Origin of the sequence: Bradyrhizobium sp. 45 (genome assembly GCF_023073155.1) — a bacterium.
Taxonomy (GTDB): Bacteria; Pseudomonadota; Alphaproteobacteria; order Rhizobiales; family Xanthobacteraceae; genus Bradyrhizobium; species Bradyrhizobium canariense_D.
On the sequence record NZ_JADPIX010000049.1, the window covers coordinates 291,858 to 308,441 of the forward strand.

Below are 16,584 nucleotides of genomic sequence, written 5' to 3' on the forward strand. Positions count from 1 at the left end.
CGTCATTGCGAGCGAAGCGAAGCAATCCAGACTGCGTCCGCGGAAGCGGCCTGGACTGCTTCGTCGCTTCGCTCCTCGCAATGACGAAACTATCCGCCCCCCTGATCGAACGCCTTGCGCAGGGCCACGTAGCCCTGCTGCTGCTGGCTCCAGTTGCGGCCGCCGGTCATCGCGCCGTCGATGACGAGGTCATGGCCGTTGATGAAGCTGGATTCGTCGCTGGCCAGGAACACCGCAGCATGGGCGATGTCATCGGGAAGGCCGGCGCGCGGGATCGGCTGCGCGGTCTTGTAGACCTCGCGCATCACCGCCGGCGTCTTCTCCGCCGCGTCGGTCGAAAGCCCGAGCGCCTTGCCGAAAATGCCGGTCGCGATGGCGCCGGGCGAGATCGAGTTGACGCGGACGTTGGATTCGCCGAGCTCCATCGCCACGCATTTGGTGAGATGGATCACCGCCGCTTTGGCTGCACCATAGACCATCGATGACGAGAAGCCGGCAAGACGGCCGGCGATGCTGCCATTGTTGATGATGCTGCCAGATCCCTGCTTCTTCATGTGCGGCGCGGCGTGCTTCATGCCGAGCATGACGCTGCGCAGCAGGGTCGCCATCGCCGCGTCAAAGCGCTCGACCTCGAGGCCTTCGATGCCGCCGGTCTGCGCCGGACCGCCGGCATTGTTGAACAGGCAGTCGATGCGGCCGAATTTGTCCACCGCGAGCGCGATCACCGCCTGCATCTGCGCTTCGACCGTCACATCCGTCTGGCGGAAGACGCAATTCGCCCCGAGCTGCTTCGCCAGCGCCTCGCCTTCCGGTATGCGCCGGCCCGCGATCACAATTTTGGCACCTTCGGCAACGAAGACTTCTGCAGTCCGCAACCCGATCCCGCTCGTCGCGCCCGTGATCACCGCGACCTTGCCATCCAGCCTGCCCATGGAATGTCCCTGTTTTCGAACCCCTTGACGCCAAATGGCGGACACCGATCGACGACGGCGCCGCGACGGTCGGCGCCGCGGCAGGCACTATTCCTGCCGGCTTGCGACAAGGCAAGCTTTGCTTGGGGCCGGCGACATGCGTAACATTCCTGGCGATCGCTCGATTGTCGAACGCATATCGCGACCGGACTGCGCATGGGGAAGCTGATCGACGAATTCCGCAAGGGCTGGCAGGGCGTGGCACCGCCGTCGCTCGGCCTGAGCCTTGCGTTTGCGGTCGCCTGCCTGCTGGTTGCGACGCTGGCGCGCTGGGCCCTCGCCCATGTGCGGCCCGACGTCTATTTCACGCCGTATTTCCCGGCCGTGTTCTTTGCAGCCGCGTTCGGCGGCTTCCGCATCGGCATCATCACGGCGCTGGTGGGCGGCGTGCTCGGCGTCGTCGTGAATTTCGGCGATGCCTTTGCCGATAACGCGCGATTCGCCCTGCTGGCGCTGTATTGGGCGGTCTGCGCGCTCACCATCTGGGGCGTCGAGCACTATCGCTCGCTCCTCGTCGAGCAGCGGCGGATTTCCAGACGCCTGATCGAGGAAGAAGACTACCGCAAGCTGCTGGTCGACGAGCTCCAGCACCGGCTGAAGAACAAGCTGTCGACGGTGCATGCCGTGCTGCATCAGGTGCTGCACGATCAGCCGCAAATCTGGGCCCGGATCGATCCGCGGCTGCGGTCGCTTGCCGCGACCGACGATTTGATCTCACGGATCGACAAGGCCGGCTGCGACATTCGCGACCTCCTGATCTCCGAGCTCGGCCCTTACGGCCATGTCCGCTTCACGCTCAACGGCGACCGGCTGTTCCTGCCGCCGAAACTTGCGGTCACGCTGTCCCTGATGTTTCACGAACTCGCCACCAACGCGGGGAAATATGGCGCGTTCTCCGCGCCGCGCGGGTTGTTGCAGGTGTCATGGACCGTCAGCGACGATCGCCTGACCGTGACCTGGGATGAAACCGAGGGTCCGAGCGTCGACAAGATCTCCGAGCCGGGTTTCGGCACCAAGCTGTTGAAGTCGGCGCTGTCGGCCTTCGACGGCAAGACTGAGGTTTCCTATCTCAGGACCGGACTTCATTGCACCATGCAATGCCGTATCCCCAAGGACGGTTAGACGCGGCGCCAACGAAACCCGTTCGCGCGCGTCGTTCGCGGTTTCACCGGACGCGTTGACGCCCTGTTAATGACGATAGGCTGCGCGCGTCGCATCGCCGCAAAACACCACCGTAATTCTCCGGGCCCCTTAACCAAACTTAAGAGGGAACCGCGCAAGATCGCGGCCATTGCAAAGGCGCGCTGAAACAACAAGATTCATGACTTCTATGAACGACAACAAATATTCCGGCGCGAGCGAAGCCGAACTCGGATTTCTCAAGGAAATCGTTAGAATGCTGCCTGCCGGCCTGACCGTGCAGGACGCGCAAGGCGAACTTCTCCTGGTCAACGATGTCGCGGCTGCCCAGCTCGGCATGGACGGCAGCCGCCCCTCGCGCGATCTAGCGTCGCGCCTCGAAGCCTGCCGGCAGGCCCTGAGCTCCGGCCAGGCGGTCGTCGCCGAGGAAGCGCTCCACGACGGAGCCGCACGCCAGGTGCTGCTGACCACCCATCGTCCGGTCCGCCTCGACGGACGCGAGCTGCTGATCTCGGCCTCCTCTGACATCACCGAGCAGAAGAATTTCGAAGACCAGCTGTTCCGCTCGGCCTATTTCGACGATCTGACCGGCCTGCCCTCGCGGCGCGTGATCGAGCATCGCGCCACCAGCCTGCTCGCGCAGGGTCGCACGGGCGATCGCTTTGCGCTCGCCTTTCTCGACGTCGACAATTTCAAGCACATCAACGACTATTACGGGCACGCCGTGGGCGACGCCCTGCTGGTCGAACTGTCGAAGCGGCTTGGACGCGGCTTGCGCGACTCGGACATGCTGTCGCGCATCTCCGGCGACGAATTCCTGCTGCTGCTATCGCCGATCCAGAACCAGGAGGAAGTCGCCGAATTCATGCAGTCGACGCTGGAGCGGCTGACCGCGCCGTTCTTCATCGACAATTCGGAAGTGTTCGCCTCAACCTCCGTCGGCATCAGCCTCTACCCCGATCACGGAAGCAGCTTCGAGACACTGCGCCAGAACGCCGACATCGCGATGTACCGCATCAAGAATGACGGCAAGGGATCGGCGGCCTTCTTCGATTCCAGCATGGAACGCGAGGCGCTGGCGCGGATGAAGATCGAGCAGTCGCTGCGGCAGGCCATCCTGGAGAAGCGCTTCTGCTGCGCCTTCCAGTCCAAGGTCGACATCCGCACGCAGGACGTGAAGGGCATCGAGGCCCTGGTGCGGCTGCGCGACGACGAGGGCGTGATCCAGGCGCCCGGCTCGTTCATCAATCTTGCCACCGAACTCGGGCTGATCGACGAGCTGACCCATCTCGTGCTCGCCGAGATCGTCAAGTCGATCGACCTGATCAACGAGACGTTCGGTGCGGAAGCGACCATCAGCATCAACGTCGCGGCCAAGCAGGCCGGCAACCCGGAATTCATGCGCAGCTTTGCCCAGGCGCTCGACGACACCGGCTTTCCGCAGCGCTTCATGATCGAGGTGACGGAAGACGCCTTCGTCGCCAAGAATCATTTCCAGGCCGAGATCCTGCCGATGTTCCGCAAGCTCGGCGTCGCCATCTCGATCGACGATTTCGGCACCGGCTATTCCTCGCTCTCGGCGCTGGCCGACATCACCGCGGACGAGATCAAGATCGACCGCTCCTTCATCACCGATATCCATAAGCGTCCACGCAACCAGGGCATCCTGCGCGCGATCGAATCCCTGAGCGAAGCGCTCGGCATGACCGTGATTGCCGAAGGCATCGAATCCTACGAGGAGCTCGCCTACCTCCAGGCTGCGACCAAGATCCGTTACGCGCAGGGCTATTACTTCTCCCGGCCGATCTTCCTGGAGGAGCTGAAGCTCGCAACGCCCATTTCCAGCGAAGCACGCGCCAGCGTCACAAACCGCTCGACGCAGCAGAACCGGCAGGGCTATTCCCGCGCGAACGGATACCGGCGGTAACCCCGGGCCTGAGTCGTTACTTTGCAAAGCCTGAGCAACCCGTTCCACGGGTGAGGTCAACAATTGCATCTGCCGATTTCTTCGGCAGAAGCGATCCGGCTCGGCCGGGCCGGACAATATCACACATGCCCGTCGCGTGGTCCGCCGGAAGGTGGAATTGCAATGTCCGCACGGTTGTGCAAATCGCTATGGCCAAAGAACTCATCAGGAGGGACCATCGTGCGCCGATCGCTCATCTTAACAACAACCATCCTCGCCCTCGCCGCGGGCACCTCCGCACAGGCCGACGATCTCAAGATCGCGCTGATCTATGGCAAGACCGGCCCGCTCGAGGCCTATGCCAAGCAGACCGAGACCGGCCTGCAGATGGGGTTCGAATACGCCACCAAGGGCACCATGACGCTCGACGGGCGCAAGATCGTCGTCATCACCAAGGACGACCAGGGCAAGCCGGATCTCTCCAAGGCCGCGCTCGCGGAAGCCTATCAGGACGACAAGGTTGACATCGCGATCGGCACGACCTCGTCGGCCGCGGCACTCGCGATCCTGCCTGTCGCCGAGGAAAACAAGAAGATCCTGATCGTCGAGCCCGCGGTCGCGGATCAGATTACCGGCGAGAAGTGGAATCGCTACATCTTCCGCACCGCGCGCAACTCGTCGCAGGACGCGATCTCGAACGCGGTCGCGATCGGCAAGCAGGGCGTCACCGTCGCGACGCTGGCGCAGGACTACGCCTTCGGCCGCGACGGCGTCGCCGCCTTCAAGGAGGCGCTCGGCAAGACCGGGGCGACGCTCGCCGCCGAAGAATATGCCCCGACCTCGACCACCGACTTCACCGCGGTCGGCCAGCGCCTGTTCGACGCGCTGAAGGACAAGCCGGGCCGCAAGGTGATCTGGGTGATCTGGGCCGGCGCCGGCAATCCGCTGGCGAAACTCCAGGACATGGATCCGAAGCGCTACGGCATCGAACTGTCCACCGGCGGCAACATCCTGCCGGCGCTCGCCGCCTACAAGGGCCTGCCCGGCATGGAAGGCGCGACCTATTATTTCTACGCGATCCCGAAGAACCCGGTAAATGACTGGCTTGTCGCCGAGCACCAGAAGCGCTTCAACGCGCCGCCGGACTTCTTCACCGCGGGCGGATTCGCCGCGGCGATGTCCGTCGTCGCCGCCGTCACCAAGGCGAAGTCGACCGACACCGAGAAGCTGATCACGGTCATGGAAGGCCTGGAGTTCGATACGCCCAAGGGCAAGATGATGTTCCGCAAGGAAGACCATCAGGCGCTGCAGAGCATGTATCACTTCAAGGTCAAGGTCGATCCGAATGTCGCCTGGGCCGTGCTCGAGCCGGTGCGCGAGCTGAAGATCGAGGACATGGACGTTCCGGTCAAGAACAAGCGCTGATCTTTCTTCCTTCACCTCTCCCGCTTGCGGGAGAGGCCGGGAGAAGGCTCTGTCCTCTTGGGGTTCTCGCCTGAGGAGACACCCTCTCCCACCCTCTCCCGCAAGCGGGAGAGGGAGCGCAGCCTGATCGCGGACAAATTCTCCTCTCATCATTTGCCAGATCCGCCATGACGCTGACCCTCGAAACCCGCGACCTCACCATCCGCTTCGGCGGCCATGTCGCGGTCAACAGCGTCACTTGCAGCTTCCGCCCGGGCGAACTCACCGCGATCGTCGGCCCGAACGGCGCCGGCAAGACCACTTATTTCAACCTGATCTCCGGCCAGCTCCGCGCATCGAGCGGCAGCATTCTGTTCGACGGCACCGACATCACCCAGCATTCCGCGCCGATGCGGACGCGCGCAGGCCTGGGGCGCGCCTTCCAGCTCACCAACCTCTTTCCGAATCTGTCGGTGGAGGAAAACGTCCGCCTCGCGGTGCAGGCCGCCAACGGCACTCACTACGACATGTTGCGGCCCTGGATGGTCCGCCGCGATCTGATCGCCCGCGCCGATGCTATCCTGGATCAGGTCGCGCTCGGCGGCCGCCGTGGCGTCGCCGCGACCGCACTGTCGCATGGCGATCAGCGCAAGCTCGAGGTCGCGCTGATGATGGCGCTCGAGCCAAAGGTGTTCATGTTCGACGAGCCGACCGCGGGCATGAGCATCGACGAGGTGCCGGTCGTGCTGAACCTGATCGCGCAGCTCAAGCAGGACAAAAGCAGGATCATTCTCCTGGTCGAGCACAAGATGGACGTGGTGCGATCGCTCGCCGACCGCATCATCGTGTTGCATAACGGGCAGCTTGTTGCGGACGGCAGGCCTGCCGAGGTGATTGCGTCACCGATCGTGCAGGAAGCCTATCTCGGCGTCGCGCCCAATAAAGTTGCAGGGAGCGCAGCATGACCGATCTGTTGAGGCTCTCCGGTGTTCACACTCATATCGGCCGCTATCACATCCTCCAGGGCATCGATCTCGCTGTCGCGCAGGGGCAGACCACGATGCTGCTCGGCCGCAACGGCGCCGGCAAGACCACGACGTTGCGCACCATCATGGGCCTCTGGCAGGCCTCCTCCGGCGAGATCAGCCTCGCCGGCGAGCGCATCGAGAGCCGTGCGACGCCCGACATCGCGCGGCTCGGCGTCGGCTACGTGCCGGAGAGCATGGCGGTGTTCTCCGACCTCACGGTGAAGGAAAATCTGGTGCTGGCGGCGCGCGACGGACCACTCGACGACGCCCAGCTGGACTGGATTTTTGGCTTCTTCCCCGCGCTGCGCCGGTTCTGGCTGTCGCGCGCGGGAAGTCTCTCGGGCGGACAGAAGCAGATGCTGTCGATTGCCCGCGCCATCATCGAACCCCGCAAGCTCCTGCTGATCGACGAGCCGACCAAGGGGTTGGCGCCGGCGATCGTGATGGCGCTGATCGAGTGCCTGAAGGAGATCAAGCGCAAGGGCGCCACGATCCTGATGGTCGAGCAGAATTTCTTTGCCGCCCGCGAGCTCGGCGACAACGTGCTGGTGATGGACAACGGCACCATCGTTCATCGCGGCGAGATGGCGGCCTTGGCCTCAGACGTGCCGCTGCAGGAGCGGCTGCTCGGCCTGAGCCTGGAGACGCATCAATGACCGAGCTCGCCGCAACCGATCCGCTGCCGAAGCCGAAGCGCGACATCGCGCCGATCCTGCTGCCGATCGCGGTCGCCCTGGTGATGATCCCGCTGATCGGCTCGCCCAGCACCTGGCTGACGCTGACGGCCGCGAGCCTCGCGATGGGCATGATGATCTTCATCATGGCCTCCGGCCTGACGCTCGTGTTCGGCCTGATGGACGTGCTCAATTTCGGCCATGGCGCCTTCATCGCGGTCGGGGCCTATGTCGCGACCCTGGTGCTGGCGCCGTTCGCCGCTTCCCTCCAGGCGGATTCGCTGTGGACTAACCTCGCGGTGCTGGCGCCGGCGGCACTGCTGTCGATGGCGGTATCCGGCGCGCTCGGGCTGGTTGTCGAGCGGGTGCTGATCCTGCCCGTCTACGGTCAGCATCTGAAGCAGATCCTGATGACGACGGGCGGCCTGATCGTCGCCGAGCAGACGCTCTATGCGGTGTGGGGGCCGCAGATCATCCCGACGCCGCTGCCGACGTCGCTGCGCGGCTCCTTCATCCTCGGCGACGTCGCGATCGCGAAATACCGCGTGCTGGCGACGCTGATCGGCCTCGCCGTCTTCATCGCGATCCAGCTCGTGCTCAACCGAACCAAGCTTGGCCTTCTGATCCGCGCCGGCGTCGAGAACCGCGAGATGGTCGAGGCGCTCGGCTATCGCATTCGCCGTCTGTTCCTCGGCGTGTTCATGACGGGATCGGCGCTCGCCGGCCTCGGCGGCGTGATGTGGGCGCTGTATCGCGAGCAAGTCCACGCCTCCATGAGCGACGACCTCACCGTCCTGATCTTCATCGTCGTCATCATCGGCGGCCTCGGCTCGATCGGCGGCTGCTTCATCGGCGCGATCCTGGTGGCGATGATTGCCAATTACGGCGGCTTCCTGGTGCCTAAGCTCGCCCTCGTCTCCAATATCCTGCTGATGGTCGCCATTCTGATGTGGCGGCCGCGCGGCCTCTATGCGGTGACCAGCCGATGATGATCCTGTCAGGCGATCCGCCGCGCAGCCGCGTGCTCACGCTCGTTCTCGTCCTCATCATCCTGGCGCTGGTGGCGACGCCGTTCCTGTCTCCCGGGGCGAAGGCGCTGAACGTCGCGGCCAAGATCTGCGTCTTCGCCGCGCTGGTCGCCTCCTACGACCTCCTGCTCGGCTATACCGGCTCGGTGTCATTCGCACACACCATGTTCTACGGGATCGGCAGCTACGCGATCGCGATCGCGCTGTACGGGATGGGCCCGAATTGGGGCGCGGTCGCAACCGGCATCGTGGTCGGCCTGCCGCTTGCCGCGCTGCTTGCGCTTGCGATCGGACTGTTCTCGCTGCGGGTTGCCGCGATCTTCTTTGCCATGATCACGCTCGCGGTCGCATCCGCCTTCCAGGTGCTGGCCTCGCAGCTGTCCTGGCTGACCGGCGGCGAAGACGGGCGCAGCTTTCAGCTGCCCGAGCTGCTCAGGCCCGGCACGGTGCTGATCTCGAAGAACGTGCTGGGATTCGAGGTCAACGGCCGCCTCCTGACCTACTATCTGGTGTTCGCCGTCTCGGCCCTGATGATCCTCGCTTTGCTGCGGGTGGTGAACTCGCCGTTCGGGCGCGTGCTGCAGGCGATCCGCGAAAACCGCTTCCGCGCCGAGGCGCTCGGCTTCCGCACCGTTTTCCACCTGAGCTACGCCAACTGCATCGCCGCACTGGTCGCCGCCGGCGCCGGCATTCTCAATGCACTGTGGCTGCGCTATGCCGGTCCCGATACCTCGCTCAGCTTCTCGATCATGCTGGACATCCTGCTGATGGTCGTGATCGGCGGCATGGGCACGATCTACGGCGCGATCATCGGCGCCACCATCTTCATCCTCGCCCAGAACTATCTGCAGGCGCTGATGGGCGTCGCCTCCAAGGCGGCCTCGGAAGCCGGCCTGCCACTGCTGCCGGGGCTGTTGCATCCAGACCGCTGGCTGCTGTGGCTCGGGCTGCTTTTCATCGCCAGCGTCTACTTCTTTCCGACCGGCGTGGTCGGACGGCTGCGCAATCTCGGCGGCGACAAGAGCGCGAGCGGATCGCATTAACGCGTGATTCATGATGCAGCGCGGCGGCTCGCTCGGCGCAACCGTATTCGTGCAACGAGATTAACCCCCAGGTAACTGGCTTTCCTAAGCTTTACGCCATTTGTGCGGTGTATTCCTGTCCTTCCAGGGGGAGGGAATGCGCCAGGTCTTTGCAGAGATTGCGTCACGAATGTTCCTAGCCGCGAAGCACGGCTGGGAGGCAGCCATCCGGCGCGGACCGGTGCTGTGGCTTACTTTGTGCGGCGTGTTGCTGGTCGCCGGGATCTTCGCGGTGACCGCCATGGCCGTCGGCGAATTTCGCGAACGTACCCTGACCAACCGCGAGCGCGAGCTGGAAAACACGGTGCAGCTGATCGCGCGGCACTTCGATCAACAATTCGAAGATGCGGACGTCGTCGCCGCCGATGTGATCGGGCAGATGAATCTGCCGGAGATCAGTTCCGCCACGGCTTTCCGCGAGCGCATGTCCGGACCCGCGACGAACCAGATGCTGCGGAGCAAGATCAGCTCGGTGTCTTATCTCGGCGACATCGCGATCTACGATGCCGACGGCGAGCTGATCAACTGGTCGCGAGCCCAGCCGCTGCCCAAGATCAACATCTCCTCGCGCGCCTACTTCCAGACCTTCAAATCCGATCCGATGGCCGAACCGGTGATTGTGGAGTCGGTCCGCAGTTTCATCATCGGCAAATGGACCACGATTGTCGCACGTCGGCTGAGCGGCGTGGACGGCAGCTTCCTCGGCACGATGGTCCGCCGGATCGATCCGGACAGCTACCAGAACTATTTCGCATCCGTTGCGCTTGCGGAGGGCACGGCGATCTCGCTGTTCGACCGCAATGGCAAGATGCTGTCGCGCTACCCGCATGTCGAAGAGCTGATCGGCAGGGACTTCAAGGACGCGCCGCTGATGCGCAAGATGCTGGCCGAAGGTGGCCGGCACACCCTGCGCGTCAGGGGCCCGATCGACGGCGACGAGCGCCTCGGCTCCGGCGCCTCGCTTTCGCATTTCCCGCTGGTCATCGTCGCGACCAACACCACGAGCGCGGCGCTGGCCGACTGGCGGCAGCAGACCGGCTTCATGGTCACCACCGCCGCGCTTTCGGCGACCGTGATTGCGCTGATCCTGTTCCTGATCGTTCGCCAGATCAGCCGTCAGAATCGGGAGGCGCAGCAGCGGCTGGAAGCGGAGCGAGGGCGGCTCGACACCGCCTTGAACAACATGTCGCAAGGGTTGATCCTGTACGATGCAGCCGGATACATCGTCACCTGCAACCGCCGCTACGCCGACATGTTCGGCCTCTCCCACGACGTCATCAAGCCCGGCTGTCACATCCGCGAGGCGATGTATCATCGCAAGGAGCGCGGCGCGTTCGAAGGCGATGTCGAGGCATTTTGCGCCGACGTCATGAGGATCGTCGCGGAGGGCACGGTCTCCACCAGAAGCCATCACTTGCCGAGCGGCCGCGCTTTCCAGGTCATCAACACCCCACTCGCGCAGGGCGGATGGGTGGCCACGATCGAAGACATCACCGAACGCCGCAATCTGGAGCAGGAACGCGACCGCAACTACATGTTCCTGCGCGAGATCATCGACCACATCCCATCGCAGATCACGGTGAAGGATGCTCAAACGCGGCAATATCTGCTGGTCAACCGGACCGCGGAAGAGCAATTCGGCCAATCGAGTGAAAACATCGTTGGCAAGACTCCCTTCGACATTTACCCGGATGCCTCCGCCAGAGTCGTCACCGACGACGACAGCAAGGCGCTGCAGATGACCGAGGGATTGTTCAAAGACGAACATGCCTGGCAGAGCCAGGCCAAGGGAATGCGCTACATCACCTCGACCCGGATCGGGATCCGCGACAATTCCGGCGAGCCGCGTTACCTCATCAACGTGGTCGAGGACGTCACCGAACGACGGCGCGCCGACGAGAAGATCGCGCATATGGCGCATTACGATGCGCTCACCGACCTGCCCAACCGGACGCTATTCCGCGAGCAGATCGAGCGCGAACTTGAGAAGGTCGGCGGCGGCAGTCAGTTCGCGCTGCTCTATATCGACGTCGACGAGTTCAAGGGCATCAACGATTCGCTCGGCCATCACGTCGGCGACGAGCTGTTGAAGGGAATCGCCGCCCGCATCCGCGGCTGCCTCGGACAGGACGACCTGATCGCGCGGCTCGGCGGCGACGAATTCGCGGTGATCCAGACCGGCATCAAGTCGTCCGCCGACGTGGTGTCATTCGTGACGCGGATCTTCGAGGCGATCCGCCGGCCCTATCACTGCTTCGGCCATCAGCTCTCCACCGACGCCAGCATCGGCATCGCGATGGCGCCGCAGGACGGCACCGATCTCGACCAGCTCATCAAGAATGCCGATCTCGCGATGTACGGCGCCAAGGCCGGAGGACGCCGCGCTCACCGCTTCTTCGAGCCGGAGATGGATGCGAGCGCCAAGGCGCGCCTGAGCCTGGAGCAGGATCTGCGGCAGGCCCTGGTGAACGGCGGTTTCGAGATCCACTATCAGCCGCTGGTCGACTTGCGCACCAATGAGGTCACAGGCTGCGAGGCGCTGCTGCGCTGGCGGCATCCCGAGCGCGGCATGGTGTCGCCGGCGGAGTTCATTCCGATTGCCGAGGACACCGGCCTGATCAACGAGCTCGGCGACTGGGTGCTGCGCATGGCCTGCAACGAGGCCGCGACCTGGCTGGCGCATGTGCGTGTCGCGGTCAACGTCTCGCCGGTGCAGCTCAAATGCGACACGCTGGCACTGCGGATCGCCGGCGCGCTCGTCGCTTCCGGACTTGCCCCCTCCCGGCTCGAGCTCGAGATCACCGAGGCCGTGCTGATCCGCGACGACGAGGCGGCGCTCTCGATCCTGCACCAGCTCCGCGCCATCGGCGTGCGCATCGCGCTCGACGATTTCGGCACCGGCTACTCCTCGCTCAGCTATCTGAAGCGCTTTCCGTTCGACAAGATCAAGATCGACCGCTGTTTCGTCGCTGATATCGCCGAGACGAGCGGCGCGCCCGTGATCGTGCAGGCGGTGGTGAACATCGCCGCCGCCAGCGACATGACCACGGTCGCGGAGGGCGTCGAGACCGAGGCGCAGCGCGAGATGCTGCGTGCGCTCGGCTGCACGGAGATGCAGGGTTATCTCTTCAGCAGACCGAAGCCGGCCAGCGAAGTGCGAAAGCTGTTCGGTTCGAGCCATGCCTTGCCGGTGGCGGCGGTGGCCTGAGATGGCGAAGCCGGGGAAAACGCCAGCCAAGACGGTCGACGTTGCGGATTCCTATGCCGTGCGGCTGATGCAGCATCTGGTGGTGCCGACCTTCGTGATCGACCCCAAGCGCCGCGTCGTGATCTGGAACAGGGCCTGCGAGCGGCTGACCGGTGTCGCCGCCTCCGAGGTGATCGGCACCAATAAGCACTGGCAGGCCTTCTACGAGACCAGGCGCCCTTGCCTCGCTGACCTCGTCGCGCTCGACCGCCCGGAACAGCTGCCGGCGTTCTATTCGGAATATGCCGCGCGCGGTCATAACGGGCTCGGCTTCAGCGCCGAAAACTGGTGCGTGATGCCGAAGCTCGGCAGCCAGCTCTATCTCGCCATCGACGCCGGCCCCATTCACGACGAGGCCGGCCATCTGATCGCGGTGGTGGAGACTTTGCGCGACCTTGCCGACCAGAAGCGCGCCGAGATGGCCCTGAAGGAGCTTGCCACCAAGGACGGGCTGACCGGCCTGTCGAACCGCCGCGCGTTCGACCAGATGCTGATGAGTGAATGGGCCCGCGCCCAGCGGACGCAGAAGCCCATGGCGCTGCTGTTCGTCGATGTCGATCATTTCAAGCTGTTCAACGACCGCCACGGCCACCAGAGCGGCGACGAATGCCTGCGCGCGGTCGCGTCCGTCGTCAGCCGGTATGCCGTGCGCCCGCTCGATCTCGCCAGCCGTTATGGCGGCGAGGAATTCGCGCTGATCCTGCCGGACATGGGTTGCGATGCCGCCTGCGCCATCGCCGACGAAATCCGCTGCGCGGTGATGGCCTTGCGGGTCACCCACGGCGCCATCGGTGCCGGCGAGCACGTCACCCTGAGTGTCGGCGTCGCCAGCCACATTCCGGACGAAACCGACGACAGCCCCCAACGGCTGCTGGGCGCGGCCGACCAGGCGCTCTATGCGGCCAAACGGCTCGGCCGCAACCGCGTCATGTGCTCCGAACGGCTGCTCGCCGAGTTCGCCAAGCTCGGGCGGGACGGCGTGCCGGTTCCTGACCGCGCGACTCGTAAATCAGCCTAGCCCAAATCAGCCTGGACGAAGCCGGCGGAAGCGGTTGCCCACCCTCCGCCAATCGGCTAAATGAACCTCGACTAGCACCCGTAGCTCAGCTGGATAGAGCGTTGCCCTCCGAAGGCAAAGGTCACACGTTCGAATCGTGTCGGGTGCGCCAGTCTCCTCCAGTGCGCGCTGGAGGCACCCTCACCCGATTTGCGTTGTTACCCCGCCCGCTCAGGTCATCGCCTGCTCGGCGCAAGCCCACCTCAATTCAGCATCGAGATGATCGCCTGAACCTGGTCGGAAGCCGACGTGACCAGTCCGTCGTAGGACGTCTGACCGTGTGCGGCCGCCTTCAGGATGCATTCGGCGACCGCCGCCTTCAGGCCGAACACCGACTGATCGGGCGGCACGCTGGCCATCACGGCCTCCAGCGCCTGACGCATCGTTCGAATGAGTTCGGAGCTGTATTGCATGGGCTGTCCTCCGCAGCCTCATATTAGAGCGCGTGGCCATGCTGGCCACTCACAAGCCTGAGATTGTTTTTTGATGAAGTGGGACATCCCGGAGCGGCGGCCAGCCTGTCTCGAGCGCTGAACCACACCCACCTCGCGCTTCTCATCGCTCGATTGTATCATCTTGCCATGAGCGAATCCGACACGGCGACCGGCGAAGCTTCGCCCGTCCGCAAGATCATCCATATCGACATGGATGCCTTCTACGCGTCCGTGGAACAACGCGATCATCCGGAGCTGCGCGGAAAGCCGGTCGCCGTCGGAGGCTCCGCGGAACGTGGCGTCGTCGCGGCCGCCAGTTATGAGGCCCGCGAGTTCGGCGTTCGCTCTGCCATGCCATCCGTGACGGCGAAGCGACAATGTCCCGATCTGATCTTCGTCAAGCCGCGCTTCGAGGTCTACAAGGCGATCTCTAGGCAGATCCGCGACATCTTCGCGGAGCATACCCCCATCATCGAGCCGTTGTCGCTCGACGAGGCCTATCTCGACGTGACGGAAAACCTGCAGGGCATCCCGCTGGCGCGTGATGTTGCGCTCAGGATCCGCGAGAGGATCAAGGCCGAGACGGGCCTCAACGGCTCGGCCGGCATCTCCTACAACAAGTTCCTGGCCAAGCTCGCCTCCGATCATCGCAAGCCCAACGGTCAGTTCGTGATTTCACCGGAGATGGGACCCGCCTTCGTCGAGACCCTGCCGGTCGGAAAGTTCCATGGGATAGGCCCGGCCACGGGTGCGAAGATGAACGCGCTCGGCATGTTCACCGGTCTCGATATTCGTCGTCAGACGCTGGAGTTCATGAATGCGAATTTCGGCAAGTCGGGCGCCTATTACTACTGGATTTCGCGCGGTGTCGACGAACGGCCGGTCCGGGCCAACCGGGTCCGCAAGTCCATCGGCGCGGAGACCACGTTCTCAAGCGATCTCACCGAATTCGACGCGCTGGTCGCCGAGCTCAAGCCGCTCGTCGACAAGGTGTGGCGCCATTGCGAGGCGACGGGCAGCCGTGGCCGCACCGTCACCTTGAAGATCAAGTTTGCCGACTTCGAGATCATCACGCGCAGCAGGTCCGCTCTTTCGCCGGTTGCAGGCCGGGACGATCTTGAGCGGCTGGCTTGCGGCCTGCTCGAAGTCGAGATTCCGCTGCCCAAGAGCGTCAGGCTGCTGGGGGTCTCGCTGTCTTCCCTCCAGGCCGGGGACGATGCGGAGCCGCCGCAGCTGACTCTCGGCATCTGAACCAAACCGACGGGCTTTCGGCGGACGCAGAGAGCCACGTCGAGCGCGCTCGCAACGCGAATCTACGGTGGCGGGTTTTCAGACTCGCCGCCGAAGGACGATCCGCTGGGCCCGATCAATGCCTCACGTGCTCGAACACGACGATCACGCCCGTCGGTTCGGGCTCGTGTGCCATCAGGCGGGTCAGCTCGGAATCGCCCCAATCGGCGAGGCTGACGACTTCGCCGCTCTGACGCTCGGTGCCGGGCGGCGCCGTGGGCTCGACGACCTTCAGCCCCGTCTCATCGACGAAGAAAGTGTGCTCGCCGAACATGCTGTTGAGCTGCGGCATCGCGGGATGCTCGTCGGGCAGCACTTGAGCGCCGAGCTGGTTGACGGTCTGCTTCACCTGTTCGGATGTGAGCTTCATGAGCTGCTCCGTTTCTGTCACGTCGGTTTCACTGAGCTGAGCCAGAGCGGGCGTTCCCTGCGCTGATGTTCGCCTGGCCCAATCTTCCGAACAGGTGCTACGCACAAATGTTCCGGAGAAATGCATTTCGTGATCGCGCGTCGCGTCTGCCGCGCTTGCGGCACCAGATCGCCACAGGATGCACATGATTCAACATCCCAAGAGCCAAATTCCAAGAGCTGATTTCAAGAGCCGAATTCGTTACTCGCTTCTGTTCTCGCCAACAGAGAGCGCGCAGATGCGTGACAGATATGTGTAGGACAACCCGGTCTCCTCGGCCCAGGCGTTGAACTGCGCCTGCACCTTGGCGAGATCGCCCTTCGACTTGACCTCTTCGGCAATGTCGAGACCGGCATCGCGCAGGCAGGCCACGACGTCCCTGGACGTCACAAAGCCGTCCCAGCCGACGAACCGCAGCAGCATCTGGCCGGTATTGCCACCCAAACGGCTGCCGCGCTTGCTTAGAAGCTCGAGCAGGCCGATCTGGTCGGACGGCGGCCACTTCGTCAGAAACCTGCCGAAGCTGCCGTGCTCTCTTGCGATCTCCTGGACGAAGGCCGCGTTGTCGCGCACCGACATGATCTTGGCACCGTTGCGCACGATGCGCGCGTCGCGCAGCAGGTCCTCCCAATAATCCTCCGGCTGGAAGGTGAGCTTGGCCGGTTGGAAACGCAGGAAGGCGTCTTCAAACCCGTCCCATTTCGTCTCGATCACGCTCCAGGCAAAGCCCGCGCAAAACACACGCTTCGTCATCTCTGCGAGGATGCGGTCGTCGCCGCGTTTGGCGAGGCCCTTCAGGTCGGGCTTTTCCGGCATCAGCTTTTCGAGCGCCTTGGGCCCGCCCTTGCGTTTTTCGGCGCGCGCACGAATGGTCTTGAAGGAGGTCATTGGGAGACACGCGATTGAGGGTGTGC

At 64.0% G+C, this 16,584-nt stretch carries 14 protein-coding genes and 1 tRNA gene; 11 read left to right on the forward strand and 4 right to left on the reverse strand.

The window, feature by feature from the left end; all coding sequences use genetic code 11:
* Nucleotides 1-89 precede the first annotated feature (89 nt).
* Nucleotides 90-932: a glucose 1-dehydrogenase gene (locus IVB42_RS07800; protein ID WP_018455868.1), complete on the reverse strand. Its 843-nt coding sequence runs from the start codon at nt 930-932 to the stop codon at nt 90-92.
* 195 nt (nt 933-1,127) lie between these two features.
* Between IVB42_RS07800 and IVB42_RS07805 the strand changes: the two genes are divergently transcribed.
* The 10 genes from IVB42_RS07805 (at nt 1,128) to IVB42_RS07850 (ending at nt 13,649) form a co-directional block, all read left to right on the forward strand.
* A complete protein-coding gene (locus IVB42_RS07805; RefSeq protein ID WP_085349750.1) occupies nt 1,128-2,093 on the forward strand; it encodes a sensor histidine kinase in 966 nt (321 codons plus the stop codon).
* A gap of 208 nt (nt 2,094-2,301) precedes the next feature.
* The gene (locus IVB42_RS07810; protein ID WP_018455866.1) at nt 2,302-4,038 is read left to right on the forward strand and encodes an EAL domain-containing protein; all 1,737 of its coding nucleotides are present in this window, start codon (nt 2,302-2,304) and stop codon (nt 4,036-4,038) included.
* A gap of 219 nt (nt 4,039-4,257) precedes the next feature.
* Nucleotides 4,258-5,442 (forward strand): substrate-binding domain-containing protein, encoded by a 1,185-nt coding sequence (locus tag IVB42_RS07815; protein ID WP_018455865.1) that lies wholly within the window; start codon nt 4,258-4,260, stop codon nt 5,440-5,442.
* Nucleotides 5,443-5,609: 167 nt separating this feature from the next.
* Nucleotides 5,610-6,386, forward strand: a complete 777-nt coding sequence (locus IVB42_RS07820) for an ABC transporter ATP-binding protein (protein ID WP_018455864.1) — start codon at nt 5,610-5,612, stop codon at nt 6,384-6,386.
* Nucleotides 6,383-7,105 (forward strand): ABC transporter ATP-binding protein, encoded by a 723-nt coding sequence (locus tag IVB42_RS07825; protein WP_018455863.1) that lies wholly within the window; start codon nt 6,383-6,385, stop codon nt 7,103-7,105. The genes IVB42_RS07820 and IVB42_RS07825 overlap by 4 nt, the downstream gene beginning before the upstream one ends.
* On the forward strand, nt 7,102-8,112 hold the full coding sequence (locus IVB42_RS07830) for a branched-chain amino acid ABC transporter permease (RefSeq protein ID WP_247295907.1): 1,011 nt from the start codon (nt 7,102-7,104) through the stop codon (nt 8,110-8,112). Before IVB42_RS07825 ends, IVB42_RS07830 begins: the two co-directional genes overlap by 4 nt.
* Complete coding sequence (locus tag IVB42_RS07835) at nt 8,109-9,194, forward strand: branched-chain amino acid ABC transporter permease (RefSeq protein WP_026233042.1); 1,086 nt, start codon at nt 8,109-8,111, stop codon at nt 9,192-9,194. The genes IVB42_RS07830 and IVB42_RS07835 overlap by 4 nt, the downstream gene beginning before the upstream one ends.
* Before the next feature lie 136 nt (nt 9,195-9,330).
* Entirely contained in the window at nt 9,331-12,441 is a 3,111-nt protein-coding gene (locus IVB42_RS07840) for an EAL domain-containing protein (RefSeq protein WP_247469943.1), read from the forward strand.
* A gap of 1 nt (nt 12,442) precedes the next feature.
* On the forward strand, nt 12,443-13,498 hold the full coding sequence (locus tag IVB42_RS07845; RefSeq protein ID WP_018455859.1) for a diguanylate cyclase: 1,056 nt from the start codon (nt 12,443-12,445) through the stop codon (nt 13,496-13,498).
* 74 nt (nt 13,499-13,572) lie between these two features.
* A tRNA-Arg gene (locus tag IVB42_RS07850) sits at nt 13,573-13,649 on the forward strand.
* Nucleotides 13,650-13,740: 91 nt separating this feature from the next.
* Here the strand turns inward: IVB42_RS07850 and IVB42_RS07855 are convergent.
* Nucleotides 13,741-13,950 carry a hypothetical protein gene (locus tag IVB42_RS07855; protein ID WP_007598219.1) on the reverse strand — a complete coding sequence of 70 codons (210 nt, stop codon included), beginning with the start codon at nt 13,948-13,950 and terminating at the stop codon, nt 13,741-13,743.
* 168 nt (nt 13,951-14,118) lie between these two features.
* On the opposite strand from IVB42_RS07855, the gene dinB reads away from it, so the two are divergent.
* Nucleotides 14,119-15,222 carry a DNA polymerase IV gene (gene dinB, locus IVB42_RS07860; RefSeq protein ID WP_247394091.1) on the forward strand — a complete coding sequence of 368 codons (1,104 nt, stop codon included), beginning with the start codon at nt 14,119-14,121 and terminating at the stop codon, nt 15,220-15,222.
* A gap of 115 nt (nt 15,223-15,337) precedes the next feature.
* On the opposite strand, the gene IVB42_RS07865 is transcribed toward dinB, so the two are convergent.
* Together IVB42_RS07865 and IVB42_RS07870 are read right to left on the reverse strand one after the other, a co-directional pair.
* On the reverse strand, nt 15,338-15,631 hold the full coding sequence (locus IVB42_RS07865) for a hypothetical protein (RefSeq protein WP_007598221.1): 294 nt from the start codon (nt 15,629-15,631) through the stop codon (nt 15,338-15,340).
* A gap of 240 nt (nt 15,632-15,871) precedes the next feature.
* On the reverse strand, nt 15,872-16,558 hold the full coding sequence (locus IVB42_RS07870; protein WP_018455857.1) for a DNA-3-methyladenine glycosylase I: 687 nt from the start codon (nt 16,556-16,558) through the stop codon (nt 15,872-15,874).
* Nucleotides 16,559-16,584: the final 26 nt, after the last annotated feature.